The 21824-nt window shown below is 38.7% G+C and carries 19 protein-coding genes; 6 read left to right on the top strand and 13 right to left on the bottom strand.

Features of this window, described 5'->3' with window-relative positions:
* Positions 1–35 precede the first annotated feature (35 nt).
* Positions 36–305, bottom strand: a complete 270-nt coding sequence (locus tag M1F25_RS10665; protein WP_004254941.1) for a YcgL domain-containing protein — start codon at positions 303–305, stop codon at positions 36–38.
* 129 nt (positions 306–434) lie between these two features.
* On the opposite strand from M1F25_RS10665, the gene minC reads away from it, so the two are divergent.
* The 3 genes from minC to minE are packed head-to-tail and all read left to right on the top strand — an operon-like array spanning position 435 to position 2260.
* On the top strand, positions 435–1136 hold the full coding sequence (gene minC, locus M1F25_RS10660) for a septum site-determining protein MinC (protein ID WP_094963083.1): 702 nt from the start codon (positions 435–437) through the stop codon (positions 1134–1136).
* Between the two features lie 23 nt (positions 1137–1159).
* Complete coding sequence (gene minD / locus M1F25_RS10655; protein WP_004254944.1) at positions 1160–1975, top strand: septum site-determining protein MinD; 816 nt, start codon at positions 1160–1162, stop codon at positions 1973–1975.
* A gap of 3 nt (positions 1976–1978) precedes the next feature.
* The gene (minE, locus tag M1F25_RS10650; protein WP_004254951.1) at positions 1979–2260 is read left to right on the top strand and encodes a cell division topological specificity factor MinE; all 282 of its coding nucleotides are present in this window, start codon (positions 1979–1981) and stop codon (positions 2258–2260) included.
* A 125-nt stretch (positions 2261–2385) separates the two neighbouring features.
* Here minE and M1F25_RS10645 read toward each other — a convergent pair whose 3' ends face one another.
* The 9 genes from M1F25_RS10645 to M1F25_RS10605 all read right to left on the bottom strand — a co-directional run bounded on the left by M1F25_RS10645 (position 2386) and on the right by M1F25_RS10605 (position 15820).
* Positions 2386–3159 carry an energy transducer TonB gene (locus tag M1F25_RS10645; RefSeq protein ID WP_181489660.1) on the bottom strand — a complete coding sequence of 258 codons (774 nt, stop codon included), beginning with the start codon at positions 3157–3159 and terminating at the stop codon, positions 2386–2388.
* A gap of 65 nt (positions 3160–3224) precedes the next feature.
* Entirely contained in the window at positions 3225–6224 is a 3000-nt protein-coding gene (locus tag M1F25_RS10640) for a TonB-dependent receptor domain-containing protein (RefSeq protein WP_181489659.1), read from the bottom strand.
* Positions 6225–6242: 18 nt separating this feature from the next.
* Positions 6243–7655, bottom strand: a complete 1413-nt coding sequence (locus M1F25_RS10635; protein WP_181489658.1) for a surface lipoprotein assembly modifier — start codon at positions 7653–7655, stop codon at positions 6243–6245.
* An 87-nt stretch (positions 7656–7742) separates the two neighbouring features.
* Positions 7743–8486, bottom strand: coding sequence for a Slam-dependent surface lipoprotein (locus M1F25_RS10630; RefSeq protein WP_181489657.1), 744 nt, complete (start codon positions 8484–8486; stop codon positions 7743–7745).
* Between the two features lie 442 nt (positions 8487–8928).
* Positions 8929–10050 carry a ribonuclease D gene (rnd, locus tag M1F25_RS10625; protein WP_110591680.1) on the bottom strand — a complete coding sequence of 374 codons (1122 nt, stop codon included), beginning with the start codon at positions 10048–10050 and terminating at the stop codon, positions 8929–8931.
* An 84-nt stretch (positions 10051–10134) separates the two neighbouring features.
* Entirely contained in the window at positions 10135–11823 is a 1689-nt protein-coding gene (gene fadD / locus M1F25_RS10620) for a long-chain-fatty-acid--CoA ligase FadD (RefSeq protein WP_181489656.1), read from the bottom strand.
* Between the two features lie 430 nt (positions 11824–12253).
* The gene (locus tag M1F25_RS10615) at positions 12254–12856 is read right to left on the bottom strand and encodes a Slp family lipoprotein (protein ID WP_004254971.1); all 603 of its coding nucleotides are present in this window, start codon (positions 12854–12856) and stop codon (positions 12254–12256) included.
* A 245-nt stretch (positions 12857–13101) separates the two neighbouring features.
* Positions 13102–13800, bottom strand: a complete 699-nt coding sequence (gene tsaB, locus M1F25_RS10610; protein ID WP_096864866.1) for a tRNA (adenosine(37)-N6)-threonylcarbamoyltransferase complex dimerization subunit type 1 TsaB — start codon at positions 13798–13800, stop codon at positions 13102–13104.
* 94 nt (positions 13801–13894) lie between these two features.
* Positions 13895–15820 carry an ATP-dependent DNA helicase gene (locus M1F25_RS10605; protein ID WP_181489655.1) on the bottom strand — a complete coding sequence of 642 codons (1926 nt, stop codon included), beginning with the start codon at positions 15818–15820 and terminating at the stop codon, positions 13895–13897.
* Between the two features lie 149 nt (positions 15821–15969).
* Between M1F25_RS10605 and M1F25_RS10600 the strand changes: the two genes are divergently transcribed.
* Positions 15970–16317, top strand: coding sequence for a RidA family protein (locus M1F25_RS10600; RefSeq protein ID WP_004254978.1), 348 nt, complete (start codon positions 15970–15972; stop codon positions 16315–16317).
* Between the two features lie 177 nt (positions 16318–16494).
* On the opposite strand, the gene mdtI is transcribed toward M1F25_RS10600, so the two are convergent.
* Positions 16495–16827 carry a multidrug/spermidine efflux SMR transporter subunit MdtI gene (mdtI, locus tag M1F25_RS10595; protein ID WP_004254980.1) on the bottom strand — a complete coding sequence of 111 codons (333 nt, stop codon included), beginning with the start codon at positions 16825–16827 and terminating at the stop codon, positions 16495–16497.
* A gap of 1 nt (position 16828) precedes the next feature.
* The gene (gene mdtJ / locus M1F25_RS10590) at positions 16829–17257 is read right to left on the bottom strand and encodes a multidrug/spermidine efflux SMR transporter subunit MdtJ (RefSeq protein ID WP_004254982.1); all 429 of its coding nucleotides are present in this window, start codon (positions 17255–17257) and stop codon (positions 16829–16831) included.
* 634 nt (positions 17258–17891) lie between these two features.
* Here mdtJ and pdxK point away from each other — a divergent pair.
* Positions 17892–18740, top strand: coding sequence for a pyridoxine/pyridoxal/pyridoxamine kinase (gene pdxK, locus M1F25_RS10585; RefSeq protein ID WP_094962975.1), 849 nt, complete (start codon positions 17892–17894; stop codon positions 18738–18740).
* Positions 18741–18845: 105 nt separating this feature from the next.
* Here pdxK and zwf read toward each other — a convergent pair whose 3' ends face one another.
* Positions 18846–20321 (bottom strand): glucose-6-phosphate dehydrogenase, encoded by a 1476-nt coding sequence (gene zwf, locus M1F25_RS10580; RefSeq protein ID WP_004254987.1) that lies wholly within the window; start codon positions 20319–20321, stop codon positions 18846–18848.
* Between the two features lie 472 nt (positions 20322–20793).
* On the opposite strand from zwf, the gene M1F25_RS10575 reads away from it, so the two are divergent.
* On the top strand, positions 20794–21639 hold the full coding sequence (locus tag M1F25_RS10575; protein ID WP_004254990.1) for a MurR/RpiR family transcriptional regulator: 846 nt from the start codon (positions 20794–20796) through the stop codon (positions 21637–21639).
* Positions 21640–21824 lie beyond the last annotated feature (185 nt).

Here is a 21824-nt window from a genome sequence, read left to right as displayed (position 1 = left end):
AGTGTTATTGCTTTTCAGGATTTTCTTAATTTGCTCTAGTTATTCAGTTCTTTGTGTTCTGAAAGCAAATTTTCCACCGGAGGTGGGAATTGTAGGTAATAACCAACCTCTATGAGATCAGATTTAACCTTTGCCAAGTCAGCATTGGCAAGCTTTTCACGCTTATCTAATGAGACGAGCATAGCAAATTGAGGTGTTCCAAATTGGGCTAATAATTCATCAGGAACACGTGAAAAATCATCTTTCTTCTCAATATAAAGATAAGTTTGGTCACGCTTAGGGCTTCTATAAATTGCACAAATCATTATATTTAACTCTTTTTCTTAGTTCATTAGCTTGCTTGAAGTATGCAGTAACTATAACATGCTATTGTTTTACAGAATATCTTCACCCGAGGATTGTTTCGGAAATTTTAATTTGCTGAGTCTGGATAGATGCCACAATCGCCAATAGAACTTAAAGGCAGCAGTTTTACTCTTTCAGTTATTCACTTATACAGTGAAGAGCCTAAACTCATCAAAAAATCGCTGCAAGATAAAGTAAATCAGGCTCCTGATTTCTTTAAAAATGCTCCTGTCGTGATTAACATCGCTGAATTATCCCCAAATGCAGATTTACAGAGTATTCATAAATCTGTTATTTCTGCGGGATTACGTATTGTTGGTATCAGTGGGTGCACTGACCCACAAATGCGACAAAAAGCAAACGATGCGGGTTTACCAATATTAAGCGAAGGTAAAAGCCAAAAACCTGTTGAAATTCAGCCTGAACCCCCGGCTGCTGTAGTTCAAGCTGAACCTTTATATCGTAAAACTCGTATTATCAATACCCCTGTTCGTTCTGGACAACGTATTTATGCACCAAATAGTGATCTGATCGTCACAAGCAATGTTAGTGCAGGTGCAGAACTATTAGCAGATGGTAATATCCATATTTATGGCGTGATGCGAGGCCGTGCATTAGCTGGAGCCTCCGGCGATATTGAAAGTCAGATTTATTGTACTCATTTGCAAGCTGAGCTGGTTTCAATTGCAGGTGAATATTGGCTGAGCGATCAAATCCCTGCTGAATTTCTCGCCAAAGCAGCTAAACTTTGTTTAGTTGATAACAAACTTAACATCGAATATTTAAATTAGACCTTATTTACAAGGAATTATTCATGGCACGCATAATTGTAGTGACTTCAGGTAAAGGTGGCGTTGGTAAAACCACTTCAAGCGCGGCCATAGCTACTGGCCTGGCACAAAAAGGGAACAAAACTGTAGTGATCGATTTTGATATCGGCCTACGTAACCTTGACCTTATCATGGGGTGTGAACGTCGAGTAGTCTATGACTTCGTAAACGTTATCCAAGGTGATGCAACCCTTAATCAGGCTTTAATCAAAGATAAGCGCACCGAGAATTTATTTATTTTACCTGCTTCGCAAACACGCGATAAAGACGCATTAACTCGTGAAGGCGTTGGCAAAATTCTTGACGAATTAAGTGACGATCTTGGTTTTGATTTTATTGTTTGTGATTCCCCCGCAGGTATTGAAAGTGGCGCCTTAATGGCACTATATTTTGCTGACGAAGCTATTATTACTACCAACCCAGAAGTTTCTTCTGTTCGCGACTCAGACCGTATTTTGGGTATTTTAGCGTCAAAATCACGCCGCGCAGAAAAAGGCGAAGCACCAATTAAAGAACACCTATTGCTAACACGCTATAACCCAGGCCGTGTAACGCGTGGTGATATGCTAAGCATGGAAGATGTTCTGGAAATTCTGCGTATTCCTTTGATCGGTGTTATTCCTGAAGACCAATCTGTACTGCGCTCTTCCAACCAAGGCGAACCCGTTATTCTGGATACAGAGTCTGATGCAGGCCAAGCCTATGATGATTGTGTTGCACGTATTTTAGGTGAAGATCGCCCTATCCGTTTCATTGAAGAAGAGAAAAAAGGTTTCTTAAAACGCCTATTTGGGGGGTAAATAATGGCTTTATTGGATTTCTTTCTGTCGAGAAAAAAAACGACAGCGAATATCGCAAAAGAGCGATTACAGATCATCGTTGCAGAACGCCGCCGTGGTGATAGCGAGCCCCCATATCTTGCAGATATGAAAAGAGATATTTTGCAGGTTATCTGTAAGTATGTCCAAGTTGACCCTGAGATGTTATCAGTGCAATTTGAGCAAAAAGGGGATGATATTTCTGTTCTTGAACTAAACGTTACGTTGCCAGAAGGTGACGACATAAAAACGACAACAGAAAAATAATTCGTGAAAGAAAGCCGCTGTCTAACTTTTGTTTCATGCAATAGCTTGCGGCTTACTTTTTATGATTTGGCCCAATTAATCAAATGGTTACGCTATAATTCTACTAAAGTAAAAACCTATTCCTTTTATAATTCAAATTTAATTTCCATTGTTATCAGTTTTTTTAAACCTTCTGGCGGTGCTCCTACTGAGCGGCTTTTCTGTACAGCTGATAACGCAGCTTGGTCGAGCGTATTATGTGTTGAGGAATTAGCTATGCGTACCATCGTAATTTCCCCTAATGAGGAAAGTTGAAAACTTACTTTTACAACTCCTTGGATATTGGTATTTCTCGCTTTTCTTGGGTAACGTTTATGTCGTTCAATTTCACTACGTAATTTATCAATATAGCTTTGATAAGTTGAATCTATTGCATTTCCTACCGAGGTCGTCCTTTGTGCTCCCTTCTGGCCTGCCGCATTAGATTGATTATCGTTTTTCCCCACATGCTGCTCTTGTTTTACATCATCATTTTTTTCACTTTTTTGTTGCGCCTCTTTCTGTTGAGTAACCTTTTTATTAGTTTGTTTTTCCTCTTTCTGTTTGATGATTTTTTTCTGAACATCAGAAATTTTATTTTCATCGCTATGTGAACTTTTTTTATTAGCAACTTTAATTACTGCATTTTCATTTTGTTGTGATTCAGCAAGTAAGCCCCCTGATAGCTTATTATTTAATATTGTATCGTTTACTTGCTTTTCAATTACATTTTGCATCAATGAAACAGAAACAATAGCTGCTTGTATTGGTGTATAAATTTGTGCAGAACGTGTTTTTTCTATACTTAAACAATAAAAAACGATGCCAAAATGGAATAATAAAGAAACCATAACAGCAAAATTAAAACGTAAAGTAAGCATTTTAATATCCCTAACAACCCTTCGCCAATACCAAAATACAGCGGCATCAGCGAAGGGGATCCCTTTTAGAAGCGACTTGTTACATTGAAACGTATAGTCCTACCCGGTGCAGGCATCATGCTTCGGGTTAATGGGTCTATGTAATATTCATCAAATAAGTTTGTGGCTAATAATTCAAATGATAGGTCTTTATTAAACTGATAATTAACATAAGCATCAGCGGTAAAAACAGCATTCCAACTCATTGGATCATTGTTTAATGGCGCATACTGGTACGGGTATTTATCCATCATTTCCGCTTCATCTTCATTTTTTGCTTTGCTGTGATAACGCATGCGGCTACCCACTTCTAAACGTTCATCTAAGAAACGCAAACCTAGGTTGGCATGAATGCTGTACTTAGGTTGCAATTGAGTACGCAAATAGCCGCCAGGGAACCCTGCTGTTGTACACTCTGAGCCACCAAATTGGTTATAGGGATCCATTACCATCAATGACACTTCATCACAAACCTCATTTTTTAAACGGTAATCCACACCTAAGTCACCAAATACCCAGCCATTATCATAACGTGCCAATAGTTCCAAACCAGCTGTGTTATGTTTATCAACCTGCGTAAAGACTAACCTGTCGTTCCTATCAAAGGCATTTGTGACTACGGTATTGTAGTAATTTATACGTAAATCAGCATGATTTTCTGCCGCAACCAGTTCTTGGAAATTACGCACATATCCCAGTTCTATCGTATGGCTGCGTTCTGGCAAATAAACCGGTGGCGTGTAATTCGGCTCTCTTCCCCCCGAAAAACCAATAGTGTCTTCAAAGATACTTGGCATCCTAACGGTTTCTAAATAACGCCCAAATATTCGATCGTTCTCTGTTAAGTAAATTGTTGCCCCTAATGCCGGAGCCCAAGCTGATTCTTCATTTCTTTTCGGTGCTTTAAATTTTTGTTTATTGGAATACTTCACTTCATCTTGACTGTTATTAATATCGCGGTCAACGAGATATTTTTTGGCTTTTAAACCGGTGACGGGGTCTATTTTTTCTTCTTTTAAATCAACCTCCCCATTATAAAATGGGTTATTTTTAGCTACAAATCGGTTATTTTCATCCACTTTCCATTTCACTACATGGTTAACTTCTGTGATTCTAAATTCTAATTTTTTCCCTATTAATCCAACATCACATAACGAATCCTTTTTCATGTTTAATGCTTGCTCGATAAAAATTCTTCTCTCATAACTTTTTCCTTTTATATCATTATATGTATTCCCTTTATCATCAATATACTGTTTTATTGTTTGGTATTCTTCCGCACTTAATAAACGGGATAATAGGAAATTTCTCGCCGTTATATGGCTATAAGGTGCATAATTTATATCTTTAGCCGCAATGCGTCTCTCTTTTAATAAATCCCTTGACCAGTAGCTAATATATTGAGCCCCCGCATTCAGACTTAACCATTCGGTAGGCTGCCAATCAAAGCGAATAGTCCCATTATATTCCCGACGTTTACCTTCCCTAGGGATAGCTCGGAACATGTTACCCTTTGGGGTCGAATCCGAATTAAAGATATCTTCACGACTACCAATGGTTTCATCAATTAAGCTTCCCATTAAAGTCACTTTAAATTCAGGTGTAATTTGAAATTTATTGGATAATGAAACACCATAGCGATCGTTAAGTTGGTTTAATTTAATCCCATCAACTAAGGTGCCATTGATAGCAGGATTTTTAGCTACATTTTTATCTCGACCAAATTCATAATTCCAATCCCTTTCCATTGGTTCCCTAGGTTGGCCACCTGCGGTATTTGAGTTTAAATCCGTTTTTGTTAACCAATAGCCTAATCGAAAATCAATCCAACCAATGGACTCAGGTTTGAACGAATAATTGGCGTAAAAAGTATTTAACGCCAAGTTAGCTAAAGGCCATTGTGGAATTTTTCCCTCTAAATCATGATACCGAATTTGCGATGGCATGATTTCGCCATAATGACTTGATGTATGCATATAACCAAGGGATAAGTCCTGTGAATTAGGTAGCATCATGTTTAATTTAGCTAACCATGTCGACATTTCATTTGATGTATTCGCCACCTCTTTATTTGGCCCATAAATCCTAGCTACGAAGGGCATATATGGGTCTATCACTTTATTTGGGTTATTAGGGTCATAAGTAATGATGTCGTCATAAAATTTACCCGCCCCTCGGCGTCCAGCAAAATAATTACCTTGGTTGCGATAGCTGTATGCCAGCATCAAATCAAACTTTTCTTGCCGTGTCCCAACGGCAATACGCGCTGCGTTATCTTGCAGATTAAAGAAATTAGCGTTACCTTTACTGCGAGGATCAACAAGCATTTCGTGATCTTTAAAATAAATCCCACGAAACTTCTGCATGTCTAACGTATTCAATAGCCGCTTATCATCACGGTAATCTATACCGTGGCTTAATTGATTAACCCTCGGTTTTGTCGAGTTACTCGATGTTTCTAATTTAATATCAAAACCAAACTTGTCGTATTTATCCACAACGTCATCAATGCCTAGCGTTGTTATGGCAACTCCTCCCCCCGTCGATGTACGCACATTGCGGTCTAGTGTTGCACTTTTCATTACCTTAATGCTACTAATCATATTCGGGTCGATATAATTACGATTATTCGCCCCATTATAACCACGCCAAACAGTGATAGCTTGCTCTGTACCATCTACAGTCACCGGGACACGCCCTTGCCCCTGTATACCCCGAACATTGGGGTCTATTGCCCCGCTATTACGGGCATCTCCACTATATACCCCTACCGCATGGTTAATAGTGTCTGCGGGGTTAGTGCCTTTATAACGATCAATTTCTTCTTTACTAATGTAAATATTTGATTCGTCTTTATCATATTGGTCATCCGCCCCTTTTCTATCACGCTCTTTGATTGTGGCCGCTTTATCATTTACCACAATAGAACCGATGTTTTCACTTTGTTGTGCATAGACTAAGTTTGTAATATTGCCAATAGATAACCCTGTTGCGATATTAATGGCTATCACTGTTTTGATTTTCATTATCTGTTCCGGTGAAAATTAAAATTTCTTGGTGAAATTGACACCGACTTCACTTTGCTTAAAAGAATAAATAATATCTGCAGTACTTTTATTCACTTGGCTATTAAAATAAATAGAAGGCGTAAAAGTTAATATTTTATTTTTATCAAATGTTAATTGGGTGTTTAAATACCCATTATGATCTTTTCTTTTTACATTCAAAAATGCATCAAACCGTTCAAAATTTGTTTGCTTATAACCTATCGCAACAAGTAGATCACACAGTTCGGTTACTTTTAGAAAACCCGCCCTAACCCCATACTGTACATAGCTATCACTATCGTATTGCTTTTTCCTGTTAGCTCCATAAAAACTGCCAAAAACCATTAATCGAGGATTCATTAAATAGGTACCAGTAACTGAATAAACCCATTTATCGCCGTTATTAAAACTATACTTATAAGGGTAAATTTTATTTTTATATTCAATATCACTTAGAAAGGTCACTCGACGGCTCAATGTGTATTCTGCCGCTATTTTCCCCCCAAAGCTTAAATTATAGTATTGGTTATCATGCCATTTAGCTTCAAGGGTAGGCTGTATATAGAACTTTGTATTCGCGTTATCAAATTGATACCCCCCAGTAACATATATATTCGTTTTTCTAGCCGTGACTGTTTTCATTGGCTCCACCCCAACCACACCTAATGAGAGTACCGTTGAGTGGTTTCCTGCTAGAGGAAAACGCTTTGATAATTTAGTATAATAATGCCACTTTCCACCAGCGATAGACTGGTTACTACTATTCATACATTTACTACGAAAACAGTACATCTCACGGCTATTTGATGCTTCATTTAAATTAAAATCATAACTTGAGCCTAGCTTAATTGTACCTTGCCAACGATTTTTATTTTCTAAATCTATTATTTGACTTTTAATAAATTTAGTTAGTCCATTTGATATTCTTTCTTTATATTTAACTTTGATGTTTTGATATATTGATAATGCTAATTCATAGTGCTTAACATAAGTCAGTGCTTGTGCAAGTTTTAACTCAACCAATAACATATTAGGCTTGTGAATTAAAATCTCATTATATAGGATAATTGCTAAATCATACTGTTTATTTAAAACTGCCCTTTCTGAATGAATATATTTAACCAATTCTTTATCGTGGCCTTTATGGTTAACGTAACTACCAATAATTTCATTTATTTTGTCAAAATCTTGTTTCTGAATGAGATCATAAAGAATAAAACCAAGTTCGTCGATATTTTTTTCACTATATTTAACATTATTTATTTCTGATTGATGTTTTTTGTTACTATAATCTTTTAAATTATCGATAACTCCTCCTTTTAGCTCTTGAGCTGACAATACCGAAGGGAGAGAAAAAAGTAATAATAAACTCAAATTTATTAAATTTGTTTTTTTATTAAAAAATAACATGATTAGGCTACCATTTTAATGACAAAAATAAAAAAGTAGACAAAATCTCTTTTGCCTACTTTTTTTAGCTAATTATATTTTCAGTAATTATTCGTCTTTCTGGCCACCAAATGCCGTGTCTAACTCACGGTTATTCTCATAAGAGAGAATACCCGCCACTTGTTCAGCATTATCACCAAAGAGTTGCCCCATACTATCACCTTGGTGTATTCCATTAGCAATGGCAGTACCGCTAAATTTACCGTCTTCTTTAATATCCCCTGCCATGGAGTGGCTATTTACTCCTTCTAATGCACCTGTATATGATTTATCCGCGAAGTCAGCATTAAACCAACCCGTCTGTTTTTCTTCACCTGCAAACTGGTTAATACCCGCTATAGTATAAGTCGCTTGGCCACTGGTTGGCACTTCTGTCGTTGCATTCTCACCAGAGAAATAAACCGTGTGCATTGCGTCATCGGCTTCCCCAGTTTGTGACCAATCACCGAAAGATACCTCGGCATCTGCAACCTGGCTAAATTGGAACTTACCCATTCCACCGTGCGGGCTACCGCCACTTTCCAAAACATACACGTTGTCAGGCTTTTGCGTGACTAAGTTTTTTAAACCAGAGAACGAAATTGTTTTTCCATTTCTCATAAAGCGAGAACCGATGCCCGGTGCACCAATACTACCACCGTGTGGCCCCATGGTTGATTGGGTTTTACCAACAATAATGTTTGTTAGGCCAAGATCATATTTTAAGCTTTGTGCTGATTCCGTTTCTGCCATAACACCAACAGAAAATATAGACAAAGATACTGCGACTGTAATTAGTGATAATTTTTTCATTTATTCATCCTCTTCAATAGAAGTTTGAATTAGGTTGGTTTATTAACGAAACACATTAAATAAAAGATTATTCTTTCCTTTAATGTTCGAAATTCAGTATATGAAAATGATTTTTATTTACAAATGTAAGGGATATAATTCAATTTTTTATTATTAAACCATAAAAATAAAATAACCTTTTATTTTTTAACTGGTTAATTAAAGACCCTATAATGGATAGTTTTATTTATTGCGTTTTACATTAAAGATTAATTGAATTTTTAAGAGTAATTACAAATTTCGAGTGAAAATAAGATAAACACACCCACAAGTAAATGTGACGTATATTTTTATAAGTTTATTGAATGAATAATAAATAAAAATGAAGATAAGATTGAAGATTATAAATAAGCTAAGCTATTTAAATAAGGTACAAGAAGCTCTCTTCTTGTACCTTAATATATTACTCGTTTGCTAATAACTTTGTAATGGGCTCGGCGAGTAATCGCCCTCTCCACCCCGATAACAGTTCAGGAGGTGTAACCGAAGATTTTAAACCCCAATGAATCGACAATAATTGGTTAATTTGCCGCCTAGAAGCCAATAGTTCTGCATTAAATTTTTCATTTTCAGCAATATCTTTGACCACCGCTTTAATTTCTTTAAATAAGCTTTTGTATTGGCTCTGTTCCGTAATATTCGCTACAGGTGTTGGGTATTCACTTTCTTCAAGTTGCTTTGCTTGCTCGACAATGGCTAACAAGCGCTTGCCATGGCAACGAATCTCCTGCCCAGTTAAGCCAAGTGCATCAAGTTCACCCAGAGAGCTCGGTAAATAACGAGCCACTTTCCACAGGTGCTCTTCTTTTACTACAAAGTTAACAGCCATATCGCGGGCTTTAGCTTGGTTTAAACGCCATTCGGCTAATAATTGCAAACAAGCGAGCTGTTCATCACGTAGCTGCCATGCATTATGGATATTCATGTAGGCTTTTTCTGGCTTTAAGGCTTTTTGCCGACGAGCCACAACACGTTGACACTCATCTTTGGCATCTTCCAAGTAGCCCGCTTCAGTCACTTTTTCCATTAGAATTTCAGCTAATGGCAGCAAATACAGCACATCTGCGGCTGCATAATCGCATTGTTTTTCGCTCAGAGGACGCGCAAGCCAGTCTGTTCGTGATTCACTTTTGTCTAGTTCAATACCTAAATGTTCAGCAACCAATGATGCAAAACCACAAGAAATTGGATAACCTAAAAATGCCGCCACAACTTGTGTGTCGATCATCGGCTCAGGGACACAATCAAAATCATGCATAAACACTTCTAAGTCTTCACTACCTGCATGTAAAAATTTAAGTTGCTCAGGATTCGTTAAAAGTGCTTTGAACGGGCTAAAATCCGTCATTAACAATGGGTCAATTAACGAAACTTGCTTTCCATCATATAGCTGTAGCAAACCTAGTTGTGGGTAATATGTTCGGGTACGAACAAACTCGGTATCCAAAGCGAGCCATGGTGCATTACTCGCCTCTTGGCATACTTGGGCTAATTCGCTATCTGTAGTTACTAAACGATAATTCAAAACAAGTTTCTCTTTGTTATTTTCATCACAATGACGCCGGCTAAAACCGGCGTCATCTATTTATAATTTACGACTAAACCACAATCATACTTGTGATTTTTCTCTTTGCAATTTTTCTTCATCACGTAGGTCTTTACGTAAAATTTTACCCACGTTAGATTTTGGTAATTCATCACGAAATTCAAATATCTTAGGGACTTTATACGCGGTTAATGAACGGCGGCAAAAGGTTTTTAGCTCATCACCCGTTAAATTCGCATTTTTCGTTACAACGAAAACTTTAACCGCTTCGCCTGTACTTTCACTAGGTACACCAATTGCAGCGCATTCTATCACGTCCGGATGTGCAGAAATGACATCTTCAATTTCATTTGGATAGACGTTAAAACCTGAAACGATGATCATATCTTTTTTACGATCAACAATACGAATATACCCTTCGCTATCAATTTCAGCGATATCCCCTGTCGCTAACCAACCATCCACTATCGTATCCGCAGTGGAATCAGGGCGGTTCCAATACCCTTTCATGACTTGCGGGCCTTTTACCCACATTTCACCAGGTTCACCAATAGCGACTTCGTTGCCGTTATCATCAAGAAATTTAACATCTGTTGATGGAACAGGTAAACCAATACTTCCGCTATAACTGGTTAAATTATAAGGATTACCTGTAACTAGTGGCGCACATTCCGTTAACCCATACCCTTCGAGTAAATGTTTCCCAGTGAGCTTTTGCCATTTTTCTGCAACTGCTTTTTGAACAGGCATCCCCCCACCAACCGAAAGACGTAAACGCGAAAAATCCAACTTTTTGAACTCTTCATTATGCAGCCACGCATTAAATAAGGTATTAACCCCGGTAATTGACGTAACCGGATAACGTCCTAATTGTTTTACGGTGTCCGGTACATCTCTAGGGTTAGTAATCAATAAGTTAACGCCCCCTACAGTGATAAACAGTAAGCAGTTTACTGTCAATGCAAAAACATGGTACAGCGGTAAAGCGGTGACAACAAATTCAGCACCTAATTTCAGTACAGGCCCGTAAGCTGCCCTTGCCTGCTCAATATTTGCTAACATATTGCGATGAGTTAACATCGCCCCTTTAGCAACACCGGTGGTTCCACCTGTATATTGCAAAAAGGCCAAGTCATCACCAGCAATGTTAGGTTTAATATATTGCATACGATAGCCATAATGCATGGCACGGCGAAAGGAGATGGCGTCTGGTAAGTTATATTTAGGGACTAAACGTTTTACATATTTGACAACAAAATCAACAATCGTGGCTTTAGGACGTGAAAGCTGGTCACCCATACGAGTTAAAATGACGTGTCTCACTTTGGTATTGAAAACAATTTTTTCCAGTGTATGTGCAAAATTCGACACAATTACAATTGCGGTTGCACCGCTATCATTCAATTGGTGCTCTAGTTCTCTCGGGGTATAAAGTGGGTTGACGTTGACTACCACCATACCTGCTCGCAATATCCCAAACAGGGCAATCGGATACTGTAATAGGTTTGGCATCATTAATGCGACACGATCCCCTTTTTTAAGACCAAGTCCATTTTGTAAGTAGGCGGCAAAAGCGCGACTTCTCTCTTCAAGTTTCCGATAAGTCATCACTGCTCCCATATTAATGAATGCAGGTTGGTCGGCAAATTGAGAGACCGCATCTTCAAGTAACTCTGCTAGAGAAGCGAAGCTATCAGGATTGATTTCTTCCGGCACATCAGCAGGGTAATTTTTTAGCCAGATTTTTTCCAAAATGTTACTCCTGAATTTAGTGAAGTTATTATACTCAACATCTCTTTTAACAAATTATTAACTCAGCGTACCAGTTTGAAAAACAGACAATGTCAAGGTTGAGAGGTCTATCACTAAATAAATTTTGTTCCTTCAAGAAAAAACTAGGCGGACTAAGCCGCCTAGTTTGTCTTAAATTCGTTAAACAGATGTAAATCTGTACAAGATTGCCTGATTATACATGATTTTACGCTATTTTTGGAAAGGTTATCTCGCACTTAAGAAGGGATTTAATCTATTACATTAACCGAAGTCACTTTTGCTGGGATTAAATTTTAGCTAATACTTTTATTAAACACTCTTATTTATTAGCTCTTATTTAGATAATCTTTTTATGGAAAACAAAAAGACCCCGCAATAATCGGGGCCTTTAAATAAAGAAAAATAATCGTTATTCTGTTAGATAAGTTTGTACGGGTACTGGGCCTCCTGGATAACCGTACCCATAACCATAACCCCATGGGTGGTTATAAAAATACGGGTCGCCATAATAACCATAACCCCAAGGGCCAGACGGCGGGATCATAACACTTTGTGCGACATTCCAGCGTTGGAAACCTGTTACATCTAACGTGACATACTTATAAGGAACTTGCCCTACTTTCCCTTGCTGTTCCCCCGTGATTTTCCCCACCACAGTGATATAACGGTTAGTAAAATCACTTGGCTCACGAAAACCATTTAAGTACGCATAAATGCGGCCAATTGAAGGGGAATTAAGCTCTGGTGCTGCATCATATTTATTCAATGCCATCACCGCAATTTCTAAACGTGTTCTTGCTGCTTCGTTTTCAACTGCAAGGACTTTCCCACCAAAACGCGCCTCTTGGCCAATATACATTTCAGGAGCATTTTGTACCGATGTTAAGTTATCTGTTGGGTTTTGAACCGAGCCTTGAATTGAAGCAGGTATTGAAACACACCCTGTCAGCGCTAATACGCTTGCAATAAAAAGACCTTTAAGTGCATTACGGCAGTTTAATTCAATATTCATAGACCACCTCCGATTAGCGATATTATAAATTCAGGTAATACAATTTTAAATAGCATTTAGTAAACAAAACACGATATGTTAAAAGTAGCCATAAGAATTATCTTACCACCTAATAATATCCTAAATTATTGAATGATTCGATTTGTATTTTTATTATTCAATATTTGATTTGTTTTGTGTGTAATATAAAAAATTGGCCATATCACCTGATATAGCCAATTCAACATCAATTAATTTTCTGTGTATTATTCACGACCAGGCAATTTTTTCCATGTAACTTCATTACGCAGGTAAGTAGGTTCAACATTTTCAACGGCAACCACTTTTCCCTGTTGCCATAATTGAGCAGCAATGGGTAACATATCTTGCGCATCAGGCAGCGTAATATGACTGTTAGCTAATGTAATTGATGCATTCAACAATGAGGGATATGCCTCCCACCCAGTACCTGCATAACCCCACAGCCCTGAAAGCCCTGTCACTTTGCTCTTAAAATCGTCGGGAAGTAGAACTGCTTCAGTTTCTTCACCTAACCATTGGCCTGCGGATGTTCGCTGATATTGGGCACAATAAATTTCTGACATCCGTGCATCAATAGCCACTAATACCTGATGATGCCCCATTATACGAAAGGCGCCTTCAGCAAGTGTCATTAAAGAGGAAACGCCAATCATGGGCAAATTAGCCCCTAGTGCTAACCCTTGTGCAATACCAACACCAATACGAACCCCCGTAAAACTACCAGGACCACGCCCGAAAGCCAATGCATCTAACTGGTTCAACCCCATCCCAGCTTCTGCAAGAACTTCCTCAACCATCGGTAAAATTTTTTGTGTGTGCTCTCGAGGAGAAATCGCGAAACGCGAAATAATGTCACCTTCACACCAAAGTGCGACTGAACAGGCTTCTGTTGCTGTATCAACAGCAAGAATACGACTCGACATGCCTAAACTCCGGCAAATTAATAGTTTCTGATTAAAAGATGCCGATTATATTAACATAAACGGCCGTAGGAATAGCAGAAAAACAAGGTGGGATTTACCTCACTCTATTAACTTCTTGCCTTTTCTCTTCAAGAAATGCAATTGCTTTTTGTATACTTCTTGTTCGTGGTGATGGCGGAAGGCTACGTAAAAAAACCTCACCATAAGGGCGAGTCACTAAACGGTTATCACAAATAACGATGACACCATAATCACTAGTGTCTCGAATTAGCCGCCCTACACCTTGCTTTAAAGTAATAACTGCATCTGGTAATTGGACATCCGAGAATGGTTCTCCACCCCGTAATTCACAATCTTCGATGCGCGCTCTTAATAGCGGGTCATCAGGGGCAGTAAATGGGAGTTTATCGATAATGACACAAGTCAGTTCATCGCCTCGCACATCAACCCCCTCCCAAAAGCTACTAGTGGCAACTAAAACAGCATTCCCCGCAGCAATAAACTGAGATAACAGTTTGTTTTTACTGCTTTCCCCTTGCATTAGAACTGGTAATGTCAATGAAGATTTAAATTCCTCGGCCAATTCACGCATCATCAGGTGTGATGTACATAAAAAGAAGCAACGTCCCTGATTTTTTTCAATCATAGGTCGTAGCATGGTTGCCAATTTTTGTGCGAGGCCTCGTTGATTGAGTTCGGGTAAAAAACGCGGAACACATAATAAAGTTTGGCTTTGATAATCAAATGGGCTGGCTAATAATAGCGTTTTTGCCGTGGCTAGACCTAAACGGTCAGTGAAGTGACTTAGTTTTTCATTTACCGACAAAGTTGCTGATGTAAATACCCAACTGGCTGGCGTACTTGCGATCATTTCGCTGAATTTATCTGCAACCGTTAATGGCGTTAGTGCCAGTAAAAAATGGCGACCATAACTTTCAAACCAATAGCTGTAGCCTGCAATTGTCACATCTTTTAAACGGTTCAAACGATTTCGGTAAATAGTAACACGCTCAAAAATAGAGTCTAAGCTCTGTGAACGGCCCAAAGTGGTTTTGATCACTTCGTAACAAAGTTCAAGAGAATCATCAAGTAATGTCAATGCCCTTTGTACTTCAGGGCGCTTTAGTAAATCACGTAAATTGCCACGAAAACTGTTTTCCCCCAAATTGAGCCGGAAATCTAGCGTACTTTGAGTGAGCCTATTTGCACTTTTTTGCAGTTGCACTTGGTCTTTTAACTCAGTTCGATAGGCCATAATCATATCGCGTGCCAGATCAAGCAATTGGCGACTACTTAGTTGCTGACCAAAATATTGGCTGGCTATATCAGGAATTTGGTGCGCTTCATCAAAAATCATGACCTCTGCTTGGGGAATTAACTCTCCAAAACCTGTGTCTTTCACGACTCTATCAGCCATAAATAAATGGTGATTCACAACGACAATATCCGCTTCTAAAGCTTTACGTCGTGCTTTTAAGACAAAACATTCTTGATAACGTGGGCAATCACTTCCAAGACAATTATCATTGGTGCTAGTCACTAACGGCCAAACAGGGCTGTCCTCCGCAATATCATGACAAGTGCTCGTATCACCTAGCTCAGATTCAATGGACCAACTGCGTAACCTCACAACAGCGGACAATATTTCCGGCTCAAGACTACCACCACCAAGGGATTGTTGGTCTAATCGCTCTAAACATAAATAATTCGAACGCCCTTTTAATAACGCGGTCCGTCCAGTGTAATTCATCGCATCAATAATTGTCGGTAAGTCTCGGTGATACAGTTGATCTTGTAAGGCTTTTGATCCCGTTGAAACAATGACTTTTTTTCCACTACGCAATGCAGGAACTAAATAAGCATATGTTTTTCCTGTTCCAGTACCCGCTTCCGCCACCAGCACATGCTGCTGCTCAATCGACTCGGTTACTGCATTCGACATCGTAACTTGTGCTTCTCGAGGCTGAAAACCAGGAATTGTTCTGGCTAAAAAGCCATCCGCAGAAAAATCGTCGTGCACTACATGACCTATTTATTAGGAATAATGAGGGCACACTTTACCATGAGTTTCTTAACCCTGCTTAGGTAATTATTACTTCGTTGAACAACTGATTTTCATCCAGCCTGCAAACTGTTATTCTTGAGCCACATGTATAATAAGGAATAATTATGACTATCAAACGTATTGACCCTGATAATCGTTGGTCTGAAGCTGTCATTCACAATAATGTAATTTACTACACCAGTGTTCCTGAAAACCTTGACGCTGATATTGTTGCTCAAACAGCAAACACGCTCGCGGCAATTGATGTCATGCTTGAACGTGTTGGTTCAGACAAAAGTAAAATTCTTGATGCCACCATTTTTCTTGCTGATAAAGCCGATTTTGCTGGTATGAACCAAGCATGGGATGCTTGGGTTGTTGCTGGAAGTGCGCCTGTCCGCTGTACTGTCCAAGCATTGTTGATGAAGCCAGAATATAAAGTTGAAATTAAGATTGTTGCAGCAATTGATTGATTAAACAGGTTTTGCTTTGCATAAAAATGGGCGCCAATTATTAGCGCCCATCCATGTTCTAAATAGTTTGTGATGTCGCTAGGCGGCAAGTGAGTTAATCCCTTGGGGCATACAAAAGTATGTGACTAGGGTTAACGAATGCAGCCAACAACGCGACACTGCAAAATATGACGAGCATTACGACATCTTGATGAGAACCATTCCTAGTAGCAATAACACAATCCCTCCCCAGCCTTTATAATTTAGCCGTTGATTGAAAAGTATCCAACCTGCTGCTACTGTCGCGATAATCCCGAATGCTCCCCATAATGCATAGGCAATTGAAAGTTCGATTCCTTTTACTGCTTGCGCTAATGCACTGAAAGCTCCGAGTACCGCAATTAGAGAAAGAATACCTATCCAGTATCGTTTAAATCCATTCGACATTTTTAACAAAATGTTGGCTGCGATTTCTAATATGACTGCTAGGATCAAAAACGCAGCATGCCACCATTCAAAATGACTGGCCATATTACGCCTCCGACTTAGCTTCGCGTCCAACTAAAGCATTTGTTTTGGCTGCATTGACCGCGTTTTGTGTAACTTGTTTTACTTTTTGTGCAGATTGACGAACGGTGGTTTTCTTGGTGCCTGATTTAATCAGTCCAATACCGGTGATAAGTAATACTAACCCCCCAATTTTCATCGGTGATAGCGTTTCTCCAAACCACATGACACTAAATGTTGTGATAAAAAGGATACCGATACCTTCCCATAGTGCATAGGCGACACCTAATGCCACTTTTTTAACTGCAACAGCAAGTAAAATGTATGATGTTGCTATCATCACATACATCACGACCATACCAGTAAAATCACCACTGACGCTGGCATGTTTCATTGATAGTGTACCGATAACTTCAGTTACGATAGCTAATACTAAAAATATCCAGTAAATCATTATAATATCTCTCTATATACAGCCACGTAATAGCCTATTTTTTGTACAGATAAAAAATACAGATTACTATTGCGTAGTTGTTGAAAATTCAAATAAATAACAACGTGTTGCTGAGTTTATTCAGCGAAATGAATAATCGAGAGAGACGCTATAATGCACCACACCAGTAGTGTTCACTGGAAAGGATAGCTGAAAGGAAAAGCCTGTGTGTCGTTCTTTTTTGGGACTTGCTGATCTTGCCGCTAGTTGAGCTAAGCATGATATCTTATTCTTTTCATCAGGTAGACATCTACCCAATTTACTCCGAACCCTCATGTTGATAGTTAATTTCAGTTTATTTTTAACATGCCAAATTTATTAAGTCAATGAATATAAACATTTTTTGCATTGAATAAAAATATGCATAACTATTCATTAATATGCTAATCAACCCTTGAGCTATCAACTATTGCGCGAATAAACAAGCGATGATGATAAATTTTTCACTGGAATTATTTTATAAAAAAATCTCTTTTTTCCACTTTTCATGCTCTCGTCACGCCTTAACTAAGCTATTCGATTTTTAGCATTGACAACCTGATTGAACAAGCTTCTTATAGTAGCTATATGATTGTAATATGCCGAAGAGAGAGCCATGAACGCCTTTAGCCTTACCTCCAATAGTTTCCAAAATTCCGCTGATGCAACGCCATTACCTTATGATGTTATTTCAATTCAGTCACAAGTTATTTATGGCAGTGTTGGAAATAGCATTGCCGTTCCAGCCTTGACAAAACAAGGTTTACGTGTTGCGGCAGTACCTACTGTAGTACTTAGTAATACGCCTCACTATACAACTTGTTATGGTGGTGAGTTGCCTGGTGAGTGGTTTCGTGGTTATTTAAACGGTTTTGTTGAGCGGGGTAGCTTAAATTCTGTGAGAGCTATTTTGACTGGTTATCTAGGTTCCCCAGAAAAAGCCCAAGACTTAGCAAACTGGTTAACTCTAGTTCGTAAAGAAAGAACGGCACTACCGGTTATTGTTGACCCAGTCATGGGAGATGAAGACAGCGGTTTTTATATTCCACCCGAAATTGCCGAGGTATACCGCGATAAAGTCATTCCTTTAGCTACAGGTATTATTCCAAACAAATTCGAGCTCATGACGTTAAGTGGCAAACAAGTCCATAACTTGGATGATGCTACGGCTGCAGCCCGTAGCTTATTAAAGGGAAATACACAGTGGGTAATCATCACAAGTGCTTTCCAGCCTGATGACGACAACATTGAAGTCGTTTGTGTTACCCAAGATAACGTGACCGTAATCCGCCACAAACGTTACCCTGTCACACCAAAAGGAACGGGGGATTTATTTGGAGCTGAACTCACCGCTCAGTTATTAGCGGGACTATCCGTTCCTGATGCCGCTAAAATGGCATGTTTACGCATCGAGCAAGCGATTATCCATATGGCAGCGACAGGACGTAGCGAATTAATCCTTTAACATCCTATGTAGCCATACCTAACAATATGATAAACAAAGATAAATGGCGGGATTACCCCGCCATTTTAGTCAATATACTACCTAATATTTCAAATATTGATAATACTATTCAAACTCATTCCATGAACGGCCATCGCGTGCGATCATCGCAACAGATGCAATCGGTCCCCAAGTCCCTGCTTGATATGGCTTAGGCGCTTCATTGTCCATTGCCCATGCATCTATAATAGAATCAACAAATTTCCATGCTTCTTCTACTTCATCGCGGCGAACAAACAGTGCTTGAATGCCACGCATGGCTTCAAGTAATAAACGCTCATAAGCATCTGCAAGGTGAGTCTGGTTGAAAGTTTCAGAGAAACTTAAATCCAATTTAGTGGTTTGTAAACGATGTTTATGATCAAGGCCTGGCGCCTTATTCATAATTTCAATATCAATCCCTTCATCAGGCTGCAAACGAATAGTTAATTTATTCTGAGGCAGGTCTTGATAACTTTCAGAGAAAATATTCAATGCTGGTTTTTTAAAATAAACAACAACTTCAGAACATTTTGCAGGTAGGCGCTTACCCGTACGTAAATAGAAAGGTACACCTGCCCAACGCCAATCATCGATATCAACACGCAAAGCAACGAATGACTCGGTCATGCTTTGCTTATTCGCCCCCTCTTCTTCTAGATATCCAGGGACTTTTTTGCCTTGAACAAAACCTGAGGTATATTGCCCTCGTACTGCCTTTTCACGCACATTTGTATGGTCGATACGACGTAAAGAACGTAAGACTTTCACTTTTTCATCGCGAATACGGTCAGTGGTTAAATCTGCCGGTGGTGACATGGCTATCATCGTTAAGATTTGCAATAAGTGGTTTTGTACCATATCACGCATTTGGCCTGCTTGGTCGAAATACCCCCAACGACCTTCGATTCCTACTTCTTCTGCAACCGTGATTTGGACATGATCAATAGTGCGATTGTCCCAGTTATTGATAAATAACGAGTTTGCAAAACGCAATGCGAGTAAGTTTAAAACAGTTTCTTTACCAAGATAGTGGTCAATACGATAGACTTGGCTTTCATCAAAATACTTCGCCACTTCATTATTAATTTCTTGTGACGACGCTAAATCCGTTCCCAGTGGTTTTTCCATGACAACGCGATTTGGCTTTTTATTTAATTTAGCATGGCCCAACCCTTGACACATAGCACCAAAAGTACTCGGTGGCATAGCAAAGTAATGGATAGCAGGTTGTGCATCTTGTTTTAACATTTCAGCTAAACGCACAAAACTTTCAGTCTGGTTAACGTCTAAGTTACAAAAATCCAAGCGAGCGCTTAATTTTTCCCACAATGCTGAATCGAGATCTTCTTTTAAGAACTTATCTAACGCTTCTTTGACAAAGTGGACGTAATCATCTTGACTCCATTCAGCACGACCGACACCAATAATGCGTGTGTCTGGATGAATGTAACCTGCTTTCTCTAACTGATAAAGCGATGGCAACAGCTTACGACGAGCGAGGTCTCCCTTGGTGCCAAAAATAATTAAGTCACAAGCTTGAGCAGCATTATGTACCGCCATATTGGTTCTCCTCAATTTGCGGAATGTAAGACCTAACTAGGATAGGCCTTATTGTAATTTTGTTAAAATTAGCCCTAATTCCGCTAATGTACCCTGTTGCTAGTGCCCAGTAAATGTTCATGATACCGATCACAGTTTTTATGATGAAAAAAACAACATATTGTCTGTTTAATCTTATGTTACACACTGAATAATTTTTAGTGTATTAAAAAGATGCGATTTAACTGAATGGAGACAGCTTCCGTAAAAAAATAACAAAATAGGTAGGATGTTTACTATTCTGAAAATTAGATACGGGTCAAAGTTTCATAAAAAGCTACTACTTATCACCTGTATTCAGATAGCTTACATATCATACATAGTATATTTTCACTCTCTATTACGACATCACAGCAAGAAATTTAAAATCAATAATAGGATAACGTGATGACTCAAAAATTTCTCCTTTCGATGAAATAGGCGCTTTTGCTATATGAATATTTTAGAACAAATGAAGACAAGTCTCGATTTTTTAAGTAAATCAGAAAAAAAGGTGGCTGAGGTTATTCTAGGTATGCCACAAAATGCCATTCATCTCAGTATCGCCACACTCGCGCAATTAGCTGATGTTAGCGAGCCAACAGTAAACCGATTTTGTCGAAAAATGGATACGAAAGGATTCCCTGATTTTAAATTACGATTAGCACAAAACTTAGCCAACGGCACCCCCTATATTAACCGCCATATAGAAGAAACCGATACAGTAAATACCTATACTCATAAGATTTTTGAATCTGCTATGGCTGGATTAGATAATGTAAAACACACATTAGATATCAGTGCAATTAATCGTGCTGTTGATTTATTAACTCAAGCTCGGAAAATCAGTTTTTTTGGCTTTGGTGCCTCTGCTGCTGTCGCACACGACGCAATGAATAAGTTTTTCCGCTTTAATATTCCTGTCATATACTTCGATGATATTGTCATGCAACGTATGAGCTGTATCAATAGTAATGAAGGAGATGTTATTGTGCTCATTTCCCATACAGGAAGAACCAAAGCATTAGTTGATATGGCACGTTTAGCACGGGAAAATGACGCTACTATAATTGCAATTACCTCAGAAAACTCACCTCTCTCTCAAGCCGCTTCCTTATCTATCATTATTGATGTTCCTGAAGATACTGATATCTATATGCCAATGGTATCAAGAATGGCGCAGCTCGCTGTCATTGATGTACTAACAACGGGTTTTACGTTAAGAAGAGGTGAAAAATTTAGAGATAACTTGAAGCGCGTCAAAGAAGCATTACGTGATTCGCGGTTTGATAGCATCTAAAGGCAATAAATTGACAGTATAAATGCTTTTCTTTGCTTTCAGGCTTTAATAGTTTTACAGACCTGATAGCATTAAGAAATTGGCTGTATATAATAGCTGTGCTCGTGTCAGCATCCCTATTTGCAGTAAACAGGTTTCGAAATGGAGTGAAATGGTTTCACTCTTTTATCAACACCATTACAGGT

The sequence above is a fragment of the Providencia sp. PROV109 genome (genome assembly GCF_033681625.1).
In the GTDB taxonomy this organism is placed as follows: domain Bacteria; phylum Pseudomonadota; class Gammaproteobacteria; order Enterobacterales; family Enterobacteriaceae; genus Providencia; species Providencia hangzhouensis.
Note: the sequence above shows the minus strand (reverse complement) of the source record. Positions and strands in the feature narration are given on the sequence as shown.

Bases quoted from the DNA above. Each gene is read 5' to 3' on its own strand.
- M1F25_RS10665 (WP_004254941.1), bottom strand. From the start codon at position 305: ATGATTTGTGCAATTTATAGAAGCCCTAAGCGTGACCAAACTTATCTT.
- minC (WP_094963083.1), top strand. From the start codon at position 435: ATGCCACAATCGCCAATAGAACTTAAAGGCAGCAGTTTTACTCTTTCA.
- minD (WP_004254944.1), top strand. From the start codon at position 1,160: ATGGCACGCATAATTGTAGTGACTTCAGGTAAAGGTGGCGTTGGTAAA.
- minE (WP_004254951.1), top strand. From the start codon at position 1,979: ATGGCTTTATTGGATTTCTTTCTGTCGAGAAAAAAAACGACAGCGAAT.
- M1F25_RS10645 (WP_181489660.1), bottom strand. From the start codon at position 3,159: ATGCTTACTTTACGTTTTAATTTTGCTGTTATGGTTTCTTTATTATTC.
- M1F25_RS10640 (WP_181489659.1), bottom strand. From the start codon at position 6,224: ATGAAAATCAAAACAGTGATAGCCATTAATATCGCAACAGGGTTATCT.
- M1F25_RS10635 (WP_181489658.1), bottom strand. From the start codon at position 7,655: ATGTTATTTTTTAATAAAAAAACAAATTTAATAAATTTGAGTTTATTA.
- M1F25_RS10630 (WP_181489657.1), bottom strand. From the start codon at position 8,486: ATGAAAAAATTATCACTAATTACAGTCGCAGTATCTTTGTCTATATTT.
- M1F25_RS10615 (WP_004254971.1), bottom strand. From the start codon at position 12,856: ATGAATATTGAATTAAACTGCCGTAATGCACTTAAAGGTCTTTTTATT.
- tsaB (WP_096864866.1), bottom strand. From the start codon at position 13,800: ATGTCGAGTCGTATTCTTGCTGTTGATACAGCAACAGAAGCCTGTTCA.
- M1F25_RS10600 (WP_004254978.1), top strand. From the start codon at position 15,970: ATGACTATCAAACGTATTGACCCTGATAATCGTTGGTCTGAAGCTGTC.
- mdtI (WP_004254980.1), bottom strand. From the start codon at position 16,827: ATGGCCAGTCATTTTGAATGGTGGCATGCTGCGTTTTTGATCCTAGCA.
- mdtJ (WP_004254982.1), bottom strand. From the start codon at position 17,257: ATGATTTACTGGATATTTTTAGTATTAGCTATCGTAACTGAAGTTATC.
- pdxK (WP_094962975.1), top strand. From the start codon at position 17,892: ATGAACGCCTTTAGCCTTACCTCCAATAGTTTCCAAAATTCCGCTGAT.
- zwf (WP_004254987.1), bottom strand. From the start codon at position 20,321: ATGGCGGTACATAATGCTGCTCAAGCTTGTGACTTAATTATTTTTGGC.
- M1F25_RS10575 (WP_004254990.1), top strand. From the start codon at position 20,794: ATGAATATTTTAGAACAAATGAAGACAAGTCTCGATTTTTTAAGTAAA.